The 14,337-nt window shown below is 59.4% G+C and carries 2 protein-coding genes; both read right to left on the reverse strand.

Features of this window, described 5'->3' with window-relative positions; all coding sequences use genetic code 11:
* Nucleotides 1–55: 55 nt before the first annotated feature.
* Nucleotides 56–12,718, reverse strand: a complete 12,663-nt coding sequence (locus tag KI610_RS14275) for a filamentous hemagglutinin N-terminal domain-containing protein (RefSeq protein ID WP_226495630.1) — start codon at nucleotides 12,716–12,718, stop codon at nucleotides 56–58.
* Nucleotides 12,719–12,748: 30 nt separating this feature from the next.
* Nucleotides 12,749–14,326 carry a ShlB/FhaC/HecB family hemolysin secretion/activation protein gene (locus tag KI610_RS14280; protein ID WP_226495631.1) on the reverse strand — a complete coding sequence of 526 codons (1,578 nt, stop codon included), beginning with the start codon at nucleotides 14,324–14,326 and terminating at the stop codon, nucleotides 12,749–12,751.
* Nucleotides 14,327–14,337: the final 11 nt, after the last annotated feature.

Here is a 14,337-nt window from a genome sequence, read left to right on the forward strand (position 1 = left end):
CTTCAAGGTTGTTGGGTTGATCGAACTATTATGAAATTTGATTCTTACAGCCGTGCTACCCGGCAGAACTGGATTTGGGCTTCCGCTCATCGTCGTTGTTCGGCGCCTTTGCCGGAGCAGAAGGTTCGGTTGTCGCCGGCGTCTGAGCAGTTGCAGGCTCACTATCCAGCACTTCGACCGTCAACATGCCCCCCGCCCCGTCGCGCTTGCCTGCGGCAGGCGCAACTTCTTCAAGGGCCTTGTTTTCGTTGTTGGTCGGATTGGTCACGGCGGCAACGGGCGCGGCGGCCGTGACCGGCGCAGGCGCCCCTGACACGTTACCGCTAGCCTGAATATTGTTGGCATTGAGAACCACCCGTGCGCCAAGCGTGATATTCCCGGTACTGCGCAAGCCAGCATCACCGGCATCAATCGCTCCCTCTGGAGCAAACAAGCTCATGTCACTGGCCTGAGTATCATCACGTGAAGCCAGCACACCAATACCCGACCCTGAAATCGAGTTGGAGGTATCAAGCACGATCTGTCCGTCACGAATGACCAGCACCGGCGGCGGCGTAGAAATCTGCGTCTTCGAACCACTGCCGGCATTGATATCGCCTTTATCGGCCCAAATCATGATGTCGCCACCGTCGAGCGTGAATACTCGCGACTGGTTGACCAAGAAGTTGTTGGCGACATAGGCAAATATCTCGCCGTCGCGGATGGTGAAGATGCCCTGCTGGGAAGCCTTCTTTTCCAGCGTAGGAACGGCCACGCCAACCTGGATGCTGCCGCCCGGCGCAAAGGCATGGATGCCACCGCCCTGCTCGGTCTTGATCTGGCTGACCGACAACTTGATGTCTCCCCGACCAATTTTTTCGCTCGGGAACAAAGCTTGCGCCAACAACCGTCCCTTCTCGTAGTAACTCTCATCTCCAGTCTTCTGGGCTTCCTTGCCGTATTCGCGCAGCAAGGTAAAGAAACGCATGCGCAACTCGGCATTCCCGATTTCCTTGCCCACCTTCAGGAAGACCCGGAGCGATTCGTAGTCCGGCGTAGCGCCAGCGGCCACCAAAACGCTGGCACCGCCCTCCGGCAGATATGGATTTTCCAGATTGCCACGGGATACGATACCGCCGGTATCAGCTAGGTCGACAGTCCCGCCGGCGTCTACCTCGACACTTCCCGGGCCGGTGACTTCAATGCCAAGAGAATGCGCGGCAACCGCTTTTACTTTGCCTGGCTCACCCGTGGTCTGATAAGCAAAACCGACATCCCCGCCAGCGACAATGCTGCTTACGTCACCAGCGTGGGCATGTTGGATACTGACATTGAAGTCCGTAACGTCACCACCGGCCACAACGCGCACCGCTTCGTTGAACTGCGAATACTTGGAGAAATCACTGGTCTTGGCCACGATATCGCCGTTCAGGGCAACCAGGCGGCTCGGCTCAGTGTCGTCGGCATGCCAACCCGTCGCCGAATGCTGTTCCAGAACGCTGCCACTCGACAACAAACCTATCAGGCTAAAACCGCTGCGACCGTTGATGCCCGTATTTTTGAGCGGATTGCGTACGCTGGGCAACAACTCGGCAGGAACGTCAAGCTGTGTAATGAAGGTATCGGTGAGCGAAATCGAGCCCTGGGCGAGCAGGTCGAGTTGCCCGTTTTTACCCGACGCTTGCGCCACACTGCCTTCGATATCGCCATTCAGTGCAGCCACTTTGACCCTGGAAGGCATCAGGCGGTGGGTTTCATCGTCAGACTTGCCAAAAAAACTGCCCTTGCCATTCAGTGCCACATCGCCCGCTGCCGATACGACATCTAGCTTGGTATTCTCACCATAAGTTCCAAAGCGAACGTCATACTCATTATTGGTTTTGTTGGCATTCGTCCACGCAACAGTGCCCTTGTTACCGGCAAGATTTTTCTCCCCGTTGTAGGTGTTGTAGACGTAGTCGGTATCTACCCAAAGCGGATTGAAAACGTTGCCAAGCTCGATATCGCCTTTGGCAGTCACGATAGCCGGTGCGTTACCGAGGGCAAGACCGACATCGAATTTCAAAGCCCCGGCGTCGATACGCATGACACCATTTTCCACGTAGAACAAGCCGCCCGTAATTGTTCCCGGCGTACGCACCGTCAGATCGCCCCCACCCTGCACTACCGCGCTGTCAGGCTGGCTGACACCATCGATTTGAGGAACTCGTCCATTGGTAGGCAAGGCAACCACCAGGTTGCTAACCTCCCGGCCGGCGGTCACCTTGACGTCACCGCCGCCAAAAGCCGCCACCCCCTGCTGGAACGACGCTATCCGCGACCACCATTGCAAGCTGGCGCTCTTGCCGCCGGCCCGGAATAGCCATTCATTGATATGACGTTCGTCTGGATCCTTGTCTCCGCTCTTGACCATCAGGATGTCCTCGCCAGCGGTCAGGCTGATATCGCCACCCCCTGACGGGAACATCGAGAAGGCAGATTTTTCACCTACGGCCGTTCTGCTGGGCGCCGATGCAGCCACGAAGCCATCCGGTTGAGTCGCGGCATCCACCCCGGCGGTATAAATCGCGGCGCGGTCAAAGAGCTTGATGTCCTTGCTGGCGGCCATCTCGATCGTACCTGTCCCCGTCCGCACCAGCTTGTTGGTGCCGATCAGTATGCTTCCTTCGCTTGTTTCACTGCGGGTCGCCATCGGCTGAGCTTGCGCCGAGTCCGCGCCAGCCACCAGGCGGAACGACCAACTGTCGCCACTCGAAGCAAGCTGCGCATCCCTGGATACCGCACGGAAAGAGCTATCCCCGGTGACCAGCTCGCCAAATCCATCGTTCAGCGTTCCGGCCACATTAAGATCGCCACCGGCACGCAGGCTGAGCGTTCCCGGTTGACTCGCATAGCGCGCCGAACTGAAGTCCCAGTCTCCACTGACAGAGATATCACCTGTCGAACGAATCTCCTCACCTGGACGGAACACGACTTCTAAACGCCCCTCGGCATCAGCTACAGCAACAAAGGATTTACCCTTGAGTGCGGCAGCCTGTGCCGTCCTCTCCACAATGAATCGCTGCTGATCCGTACCCAGAACCACTTCTCCCGATTTGCGCGTCGTATTGACGGCTTCGAGGGCGACACTTGCTGCACCGGAGATATTGCCCTGCAGGTTGACCGTGGCCATAGCCGAGTCGGTTACTGGCGCACTTGCCAGCTCAGTGCCGCCGACCAAGCGGAATTCGCCCGTTCCATCGGCATTTGTGTTGTAGACGGCCGTTAACAACTGGTCGTTCTTTATGTCGCCGCTCTTCAAGGCGCTTCCATCAGCCTGCTTCAGATTGATCGTCGTACCGGAGGTACTGGCCTCGGTTACAACAGTCAGCTTGCCGGCCCCGGTATTGGCCTGCCGTGCCCTGAATGTCACCGTATAGCCGTCGGTCGTTACCTCGGCATTCGATACCGGCTTCACAGTTGGCGTCACCTTGTACGTATTGGCAACCGTGCCGGTGTCCTTGAGCGCCAACGTAGAAATGCGGAAGGCCGAACCGTCAAACACGGCGACCACACTTTGCCCGGCTTCGAACGTGGCAGCAGTCTTGAGCACCCCGCTTTCCTTGACTTCGCTATCCAGCGGCGTTCCATCCGCCTTTAGCAGAACGACAGCACTGTTGCCGCCCACCTTGAGGGTTGCACCTGCAGTTGCCTGTGCCGTCGCAGTAAAGGTCACCACACTCCCCGACACCAAACCGGCAACAGTGCTAGCGCTATCGACCCGGTATTGTGTGGCGGTCGGGCCAGTCGCCAGGTTAACCGTACGAGCTGCTGTATGAGTCGTCGGAGATACCCGGAAGGCAGTGCCGTCGAATACCACCAGGACGTTCTGATCCTTCTTGATGGCTCCCGCTGCAAGTGGGCTGCCATTGCTGCCAAGTAGAGCGTAGCTCTTACCGGCAACCTTGATCTGGGTAGTCGCCAGGTTTGCCGCTGCCGCCTTGAATGCCGTCATACCCCATGCAACCGGTGCCGATCCGGAAACCTGATATGCCCCCGAGGTCAGCGCAGCGGAAGCTGGAGTAGCCGGAATTGCTGAAGCAGCTGTCGGTGAAATCCTGAATGTACTACCGTCGAAAACAAGCACCTTGCCAGTTGTCGCGCTGACCAGATCGTTGTCAGAAAGTGCGGTGCCATCGGCACGCAGTACATTCTTGCTACCAAGGCCACTCAAATCGAGCGTTGCCTGGGCAATACTGCTAGCCGACAACCGGATACTGACTGTCGTGCCCCAACCCAGGGTGGAAACTGCGGTGGACGGGCTGACAACGTAAGAAGTCGGCAGCACGCTGGCAAGTGCGTCATTGCTGACGATGATCGCACCATCGAAACCAGTCAAATTCCCTAACGTATCCTGGCGCGGCGCACGGAAGATCACCTTGCCCTTGTCAGCCGTGCTATCGACTGCTGTCGACACGTCGATCGAAGCAGCCGCCTTGCCGCCGCTCTCTCCGTCGAAGCTAATACCGGTGGCCAGATCGTCTGCGGCATCGCTGGCACTGACGCCGACGATCACCGTGCCACCCTGCCCCTTTGTTCCCTGCCCGGCTCCTACGCTTTCCTCAGCATAAGCTTTGAGCTGGCTACCTGCCTTCAGGTTGACCCAGCCACCAACGCCGCCAGCGCGATTAGCGTAAAGCTCGATCGTGCCGCCCTTGTTGCCCGAAGCATCGATGATGCCGGCAATGTCGATGTTGCCTGCGTCTGCCGCCAGCTTCACGGCATCCGCCTTGATTTCCTTGTTCAGCGTCAAGTCGCCGCTGCGCCGACGGATATCCCAACCCGCAGTGAAGTGGCGCGTACCGGCATTGTCGATCACCGCTCCTGTCAGCGCGTCGAGATCCAGCGACTTGGCATCTACGGTCAGCAAGCCCTGTTCGCTTGCCTCATTTGCTGCGCCGCGCAACGTGCCTTCGGCAGCAGAAACCGTCCCCTGCGGGGCGACCAGCAAAAGACTACCCGCATTTCCACCATCCGGATCTGCGGAAACCGAGACGACTGCACCGTCTTGCACAGTGACATCGCCATTTTGCGACTTGAGGGCAATCCGTCCGCCCGAGGCGTAGGCATAGGTATCGTCAAACGCAACCTTTTTGCCCTCTGCCCCCACAAACGCGTCCTTGAGCACCTTCAGATAGTCGGTACCCGAAAGTGTCAGCGTGCCGCCGGCAACATCAATTTTTCCGGAAACGTCGAGCGATTTGCCACGCAAATCCAGGGTGCCACCAAGGCCAACATCAGATTCCGCCGTGCTGGCCTTGGCATTGCGCGTGATGGTCGTCGCGCCGCTAGCCACCAACAGGTGGTCCGCCGTACCCACCGTGACAACGCGCGCCGCATCGATGTTCAGATTTGCCGCGTTGCCGCTTCCGTCCACGTTGTCGATGGCGGTAACGCCGATACCGGCAAAGCGAACGTCGCCACTTGCCACGACATCGACATCGCTAAAACCACGGATAGCAAAACCGGCCGTCTCGGCCTTGCGGCCGGTGGCTGTCGCATTTTCACCAAATTCGACCATGGTTGCCTGGATGCCAAGGCGCCCCCCGCCCAGCGTATCGCCCGCCACGAAGGATGAGGAACCTTCCGGGTTGATGAAGCGAACGCTCTGGGCCGCGATTTCGGCCACGCTGCCAGCGTCACCGTGGCCTGCAACGCCAGCAGCGGTGACAATCAACTCCTTGAGGCTAGCCGAGCCCAACACGGCGTTACCGTAGAGATCCAGAGTGGAGTAGCTGGTTAACCGAAGCTGGTCGCCGGTCGCGAAACGCGCCAAATACGCGTTATCCAGTGTGAGCCCATCAGCCGGAGTGCTGCCGTCGCCCACGACATTGAGCCGCCCGGCACCGATGGCGATGGCACCGTTGCTCTCGCGGCTGCCATCGCTACGGCGCGAGCCCAGCGAAACCATTCCGTCCAATGCCGTGTTCCGAGTAGCATCAAAAATCAACGACTGGCCGGCAATGCTGGCACCCGTTTCGATATTCAGGTCGCCCTTGGCGCGCTGAACGGTCCCATCGACCCGCGTCAGCGCCGCCTGGCCGCTCTCTGCCACACGCATAAACGCACCGTCGCCGCTAAGCCTGATATCGCGCACATCGGCACTACCGATCGACTCGATACGGCTGTTCTCTGTCACGGTCAGCCTATCGGTAGCAGTCATCATTATTTCTGCGACGCTCAGCGCCCCGTGGCTATTGTTGACCTCAACATCGCTAGCAACGCTTTCGATAGTGGTCGTCATCCCGCTTACCGTCCGCGCGCCGCCGATGAGGATGCTCGACGCGCCCAAGGCGTTGAGCTTCTCCTGATCGAGGACCGACCAACCAGCATTTGCCGTGCCCGTGCCTGCGTTGTCAGTTACGCGCAATTTGGGTGCAGCAAGATCGACCTCAAGACCGCTCCCGGCGCGCTGGCGCCCATCGGCAGCAGAAATTTCGGCCACCCGCATAGCCACGACCGCCGGATCAAAGACCAGACTGTTTCGGCCAATAGCCGTCAGTTGCCCGGCATCGCCCGGCAGCTTCGCACCATCGACATCGTAGAAGAACTGACTGGCCTTGGTGGTGACGTAAGCAGCCCGCGTTGCGACAACGCTTGAACTAGCCAGTTCAAGCGTGAGCGGCGTTGCTGAGTAGGCAGTAGTCGTAGTAGTCGTTCCGTCAAAGTTGACGGCGAGGCGCGAACCGGCTACCAACCATGAGCCGTCGGCCTGGGTTTGCACCCTGCCGAGCACGCTTTCCTTGCTGCTCGTGACGGTCACGAGATAGGCGCCGGGTAGAACCGCATAGCGTGCCGGCAGCAGAACATAGCTGCCGTTCAGACCGGCCGGGTTGTCGGCTAGAGCAATTCGGTCGCCGGCCTTCAACGGGGCGGCCAAATCACCGGTCGCCGACAAATATCCTTGCTGCAATTCACCGTCCGTCGCCGTAAAGCCGCTCCAACCCGGAACGATGGCAAATGTCTGGGACGATGCCTTCAGAACGTCAGTTTTGCCGCCCGGTCCAGCGGTGAATTCCCAAGCCAACGCATCGCCGCCACCCGAAAGATCGAGTTTGGCGCCGCTGGCAACCACGGTATCCGAGGCATCTATCCGGACACCCTTGTTGGGCAGGGCCGTAATCTTGCTGCCAAGATACTTCCAGGCCGTGCCGGACTCGGTGGTATAGCCCAACAACAGATCACGGTCTGCGGCTACCGAGGTGATACTTCCTTCCTTCAACGTCACCTTGCCGCCCGGTGCGCTGAAAACAATTTCGCCCAGCGGAGCGGAAATGGTGCCTTCGTGAGTGATCTCCGGCGCCGCAAATTCGAGGCGGCCCGCAGCTGACAGCGAAACATCGGCGACAGCCCCTTCCGGGCGGGTAATCGAAATACTGCTATTCGGATCGGCCAACAGGTCCACACGGAAATTGCTGTAGGTCGATGGGCTCAGGCGTGCAGCCGAGAACGTCAGGTCGCCGGCAGCCGACATCTGGCCCTTGTAGTCGCTAACGCTCGTACCGACGCTGTCGAAGTGGATTTCACCCTGGCTGACAAACTTGGTGGTCCCGAAGCCGTTCCAGTCAAAGGTGCCAACCAGCCCAATGTCGAGCGCGTTGATCGTTGCCTTGGCATTGCCGATGCTCGCCGTCGATGCAGTGGCACCGGTCCTGATGTTTCCGATCTGCGCTGCAGCCGCAGTCAGCGTGACAACTGTCGTATCGTCAGCAGCCGAGAATTTTGACGCCAACAGCTTGAGCTGATTGTTCGCTGTCGCCGTAATGGCGCCGGAAAAGCGCATCTCGTGCTGGCTGGTCAGCGACCACGATCCGAACCCGCCGGACGTGAGCAACGCCAGATCAAGCGCAGCCTGGCCGTTGTATTTCAACGAGTTCAAGAGAGTATCGCCTGCCAGATAGCTGCCACCATCACCATCAAGTAACCAGTTAGCGGCATGTCCTCCGGTCGATTGATAGAGCGTCAGTTGTCGGTCGGCCATAGATGCCAACTGCTCCGCCGTGAAATCACCATTTTCGGGTTTGTCGATATCCCACGGATTTGACTTGTAATCGACATCAATAAAGGACAGGGTAAAAGTACCGCCCAAGGCGCCTTGTTTACCGGTAGCGGCAAACCCTCCATCGATCAGCATGCCTTCGCGCGCCTTGAAATTGACGGTACCGCCGGTGCTACCCACGGTCTGGGCTGGATAGGAAACCCCACCCTGACCATTGCTGGTTGCCGCATTCAACGTTACGCTGGCGCCGGACACGTCGATCTGCGACCCTTCGCGCGTAACCAAATAGCCAAAACCGGCATCGAGGCTGACAGTGCCGCCATTCAACACGCTACCCTTGTAACGCGACTCGGCAAGCAGCGATTCGGCGGTCGCCCCAGACTCCAGCGCCGAGCGCGTATCTGCGGACAACACTGTGGTACCTGCAGCTAAAAGGCGACTGTTCGATCCAAGGTAGATTGATTCCGACTGTTTGGTATCTGAAAACTCCAGTTCGAGTTGGTTGTAACCCTTCGTACTGACCTTCTCGTCATAGTCTTTCGGACGGCGCAGCGAAATCTGGCCAGCCGGCGCCTCCAGCGTACCGAGCACGGTCAATTGCGCCATGGAAACCAGATCGATACTGCCCTGAGCCGAGACACCAAGATAGGCGCCCTCGCCGACGTGCAGATCGCCGAACTCCCTGCTGCGCGTTGCCAGCGAAAGAGAAGTCAATCCGGCGCGCAATTCAGGGTGCAGCGCGACCGACTGAGCGAAACTGCCCACCGCACTGCTGGTCGACCGGAAGCGATAACCCGGCAAACCAGCCAGTGACCAACTCACTGGATCCGGAGAAACCTGTGCACGATCGAGAACGGTCACTCCGTCGCGCCCCACGAACGAGAAGCTGAAAAATCCACCACGGTCGACGAAGCCGGCGTCGAATGCCGCACCAACCTGCTCTTTTTCCAGCCGATCGGAACGGCTCCAGGCCCGACTGTCTTCGGCAAACTTCTCACCAAGCGTGATTGCCGACGTTTCCACCGTCAATTTGCCGCCCTTGCCCAGCGCGTAAGCGGACAGCGTGCCATCGAGGAACAAACTGGCATCCCGAAGATCGCCATCGCCTCCAAAATTGTAAGCAGCCCCCTCGACACCGCCGGTAGCGAGCTTGATGGATCCGGCATTGCCCGCAGTCAACTTGCCGCTGGAATTCACCCAACCGCCACCGGAAACATCGATAGCGCTGCCGGCGCGCAAGTCGATGTCGTAGGCCGAAACAAGGCTGACACTACCGCCGTCAATGGACTTGGCCATCTTGCTGAGGCGATTGCCCAGATAATCGTTGACCCAGACCCCGGCGGTCGACAGGCTAGAGCCCGAATCAAGCAGCAAGGTAGAGTATTTCGCTTCGTTGGTCGATGGCGCATCAAGCGATTTACCGCTCATATCCAGCGTGCTCAGTGCAATCTTGCCGCTCGGCGCCGAAATATCACCGGCCACGTAGATTTGCCGGCCGGATGCCGAAAAACTGCCGCCAGCCGCCAGATCGAGCGTGACTTCGGTCGGAATATCGATCCGCCCTTCGCTTGAAATCTCGAAACGCGAAAAACCGGCATCGGCGATCAATTCCGACAATTCGAGTTTCGGCCCGGCCGCATCGTCAGCCTTTAGCCCACTGGCTGCCGTCGCTGCGCCCTTGACAAAGCTAATCTGGGCGCGATCGAAGACCGCCGCGATCTGGGCCTGGCTGGCCAGGTCGCGATCCTGGACAACATAATGCTGCCCGAAGTCCTTGACGATCAGCCGGCCACCGTAGGGAACCGCATAACGATTGCTGGACGGGTCCCCCATTTCGCGCTGCCGCGTACCGACTGTGGTTTTTGCCAGCAAATTGCCGTCGACCGCAAGGCTGTGCCCGGACAAGCTAACAGTGCCGGCGCTCTTGCCCTCGACGTAGGCGGATTCATTGCGACTGACGGTCGTCAGCGAAAGGTAGGGAATCGAAGTCGGCGCATCATTCAGGCGATAGCTCTTGCCATTCACGGCCGTGGCGATCGACTCCTGGACAGCGCTTGCAGCGAAGTCAACCTTGCCACCAGACACATCGAGCGTCGAACCGGATTTGACGATCACGCTTCCCGTGGAACCCAGCGAAACCTCCCCGCCGGTTGCTGCCTTCTCGAATACAGTCTGCCCGACCTTGTTGACCCAGCCATCCAGGTTGGCGATGCTCACCTTGTCGCGAATGTCGACCCAGGCTTTCTGGCCACGCAAGGTGCCGGAGCGCTGCACCGCGTTGTCGGCGAATTCATCGCCGCGCAACTCCACCTCGATGAAGAGGTCGGCAACCGACTTGCCCTTCTTCGTTCCCCATTGATCCTCGCCCGAGGCATCGACGCCGGATGCATCGATGCGTGCACCATCATCGACGAAGATACCCACACCCGCCTGGGGTGTAGCCGTTCTTTCAGGAACCAGCGGGTCTGTGGCAAACGCAGAAAACTCGCCGAACTTCTCACTTGCATTTAGGCGGATATTGCCGCCACGAGCCTCGATATCGGCGTCTGCAACGACAATCTTACTGGCGACAGCCTCTATCGACGATTTGATGAAAGTCTGGTCGGCAGTCAGGGTCTTTTTGTTGCGGCCATCGATGTCGATCACTGTCTGGCTACCCGGCGCGAACGTCAGCTTGCCGCCCACCTGGCCAGTTACGAAGGCCGAAACGTCATCAGCCGTGCTGCTCACGGAATTCGACGTCGATGCCAACACGCCCTGCTCGCCGTACTGGCGATAAAACAGCGACGCGGCGGGCACCCCTTCATCCTGCGTATTGAGTTGATCGCGCGCAACGAGGTGGATCGAGCCGTTTGATGTCACCGACGTGCTCGCCCGCAGAATCCCGGCCTGGGTTATTTCGTGCCCAACCAGGGTGATGTCGCCGAAAGGCACGCTGATCGTGCCCCGATTGATCACAGCGTTGGCATCGTCGTTGCGCGACAGGGCGACCCAACTCTTGTTTACGTCGTCACGGACCATGTAGAACGGATTGACCTCGGCGGTAAATCCGCGCATGAATGACGAGTAACCGGGCTTCAGGTATAGATCTGCGCCGGCTGCCAGCAAAGCCTGGCCGTTGTCCGAAGTGATCTGACCGACCTGGTCAATTTTCATCCCCGCCAGAATGACGTAGCCATTGCTTCCGCTTTCAATCTGCGCGCCGGACTGAACCTTGATCGTTGCCTGACGAACTGTCGCCAGAGCATCGCTGACGATTGTCTTCAGCGCCGGGTCATTCTCACTGAACTTCGTGGGTCTTGCATTGAGATAAAACGCCCGCGTGTTAACGTTTTTTTGTCCGAGCAGCCCGGTTCCGACAATGTTCGGATTCATTCCGAGTGCCGAGGCAACGAAATTATTCGCCGAAACGCGAGCATTGCTGCCGAAGTCGATCCCTTTTTCGTTGATCAACACGAATTGGCCGTTTGCCTTGAGAATGCCATCGATACTGGTACGACCGGCCCGATTCAGGGCAAGACCATCGACCGCAGTGCGATCCGGATCGTAGACATAGTTGTAGGCTACACTCCCCGTAGAGGACTGAACAAACTCCACCGCTTTGCCGGCGCCGACACCGAAACCGCTCACCCAGTCGATTTCAGCAACGCTGCCGCGCTGGTTTACGGTCAGCAGATCGGTCTCAGTTGAACCGGAGACCAGCATGGTCGTGCCGTTCAGGTTGACCGCCTTCGTTGCGTTAACAATCCCCTTCTGGTTGACCGCCAAGGCAGCGAGGGTGACGACACCCCCGGGACCAGTGTCGATGTGCCCGCTGTTGGTCGCTGTACCGTCCAGCGTTGCATTGCTGCCCAGGCTGTCCTTGAAGGTAGCGGCCTGGGTTTCAACCAGCAAGCCGCGCAGCGACGGTTCGTCGGGCGCGGTCACGATAACCTTGCCACCCGCTGCCAGAATCGTCTCGATGCTGCCAGCTCCCCCAATGAACCCCTGATTATCGACTGACTTTGGCGCAATCAGGACGACCTTGCCGCCATCCGCAGCGGTGATCCGCGCCCCCGTTTCGACCACCACGGTGCTTTGCGCCGGTTCGCCGGCCACCGCGCCGTAGGCGAAGGTCAGGCTGTCACCCTTGGTCGTCGGCAAGCCGGTGGCCAGCAGCTTGCTCATCATTGTCTCGGACATGCCAAGTGCGGAAGCGACCAGACCACCGACGTTAACCTCGGCACCCGCGCCAAACAGAATGCCATTCTGATTGATCAGATAGACCTGACCGTTGGCCTTCAGCTGGCCCATGATCTGGCTCGGACTGTTGTCCCAGATACGGTTCAGGACCCGCGAGGTACTATCCGGCTGCGCGAACTCGACCTTGTATCCGCTTGCGATGTCAAAGCTCTTCCAGTTCAGCCCCAGCGTGCGGCTATCCGTATTGATCGTCATCGTGTTGCCGACCGTCGACGGCTGCCCACCAGTCACCGCTCCGGAAAAAACAAAAGGTCTGCCTACCGCCGTGGATGGAACAGGAAGGGGTCCGCGGCCGGCCGCTAGAGCCATTTCGCCCCCCGCAGCAGCGGCTAACCCCAGAACCACGGCCGCAACGCGCCGGCGATTGCTCTTCTTGCCGCGCCCGCGCACGTTTTCCGCAACTGCAACCCAGCTATTGCGCTCGCTGTTGAAAATCAGCCGATAGATTCCGTGGTTCATGCTTTACCCCTGTTTAATCCGTCAGGCCTATCAGAATTCGTAACCCAGGCGCACATGCCCGCGCAGGTCGCCGTGTTTGGTGCGTGGTCCGTCCAGCAGGGCATGTCCGACATCGAGCACCATCAACGGGCCACCCTTGTCGCCCTTCAGGCGCAGGCCAAGCCCGGCACTGGCCAGTGAAAAATCACTGGTCTGACCGGCCGGCGGGTTGTTCAGCCACAACTGCGCGCCCTCGACAAAAACCAAGGCGCGCAAGGCGGCCGAGCCAATCTCCGCAAAAGCCGGCGTCTTGACCTCGCCACGCAGCCGCCAACCGGCATCGCCCGCCGCTTCGCCTTCGAAATAGCCGCGCACGTTATCCATGCCGCCGGCCAGAATCTGCTCCGGCGAAACCAGAGGCTGTTTGCTGAACTGGAAATCCATCCGGGCCGAACCTTCCCAGCCCAGCACCCGTTTTGCATACGTCATATCACCACGCAAGACCGAGAACCCCGGGCGGGCGTAGGTACGCCGGCATTCGAACTGGTCCATCTGCACACCCTGGCAATCGACCTGCCGCGAAATCATGTTCAGGTTCACTACCAAGCCGAGGTTGCCGCTGAAATCGCCGAACTCGCCCAGACGGCTGAAGCTGTACTGCGCCACCAGCGGCATGTAGCGCAACGGCGTGTTCTTGGCATCCGAGCCCAGCGCATTCTGGGTCTCGGCAAGATCCTTGAAATCAAGCCCAAGCGACAGCGAATGAAACAGATTGGCCACGCCGGCCGGCTGCGGCAGGGTAAATGAAATGCGGCCGCCAATCGTCGTACCCTTACCGACCACGGTACTACCCACCGCCGAGCCGATATTGCTGTTCGAACTCTGGATAAAGGCCGACAGCGAGCGCGTCTCGCTCAAGGGCAGGCTGTAAAAACCGGCCAGCACGCTCACCTCATCCGGTTTTTCCGGGGAAACCACGTAGTTCAAGCCGGCGCTGTGCTGTTTCTGGAACAGGTTGCCGTAGCGTATGCCGGCCTCCAGGCGGGACTCGGACGTATCCGGGCTTTGCCGGTTATTCAGTTCGACATTGCCGTGCAGCGGCAAACTGTCTTCAACCGCCAGTTCGACCTCCATCGTTCCCGGCCGCACGCCGGGGCGCAGCAATGGGGTCACGCGACGGTCCGGCGAACGCCCGGCCTGGGCCAGCTCGGCCTGCATGGTAGGAAAATGAGGCACTGCGCCCGGCGCTAGTTCCGGCACTTCGCTGCGCAGATCGGTCCGCGAGGTGTACTTGTTGCCGCTGACCTTCAGTCGCTCGACCTGCCCTTCGATGACCTGCAGGCGAATCACCCCGCCGGCAACCGACTGCTCGGGCAAGGCTACCGATACCGAAAGATAGCCGTTCTTCTGGTAGGCCGCCTCCAGCGCGGCGCGCGCCTTTTCCACATCGACGACGGTTTTCTGCAAACCCAGCCAAGGATAGACGGCGCGCTCGATATCAACGTCGGCCAGCACGGTGTTGCCTTCCACCGAGAACTCGAGCAGATCGAAGGTTGCCGCCTGGGCGCCGGTGGCGATGAATGCCAGACCCAGAAGGCCGGCCGAGAGGGAGTATTTTGAGAGAAGCATAGCCCTAGGAT

Origin of the sequence: Ferribacterium limneticum, from assembly GCF_020510565.1 — a bacterium.
GTDB lineage: Bacteria > Pseudomonadota > Gammaproteobacteria > Burkholderiales > Rhodocyclaceae > Azonexus > Azonexus limneticus_B.

Bases quoted from the DNA above. Each gene is read 5' to 3' on its own strand.
- KI610_RS14275 (WP_226495630.1), bottom strand. From the start codon at position 12,718: ATGAACCACGGAATCTATCGGCTGATTTTCAACAGCGAGCGCAATAGC.
- KI610_RS14280 (WP_226495631.1), bottom strand. From the start codon at position 14,326: ATGCTTCTCTCAAAATACTCCCTCTCGGCCGGCCTTCTGGGTCTGGCA.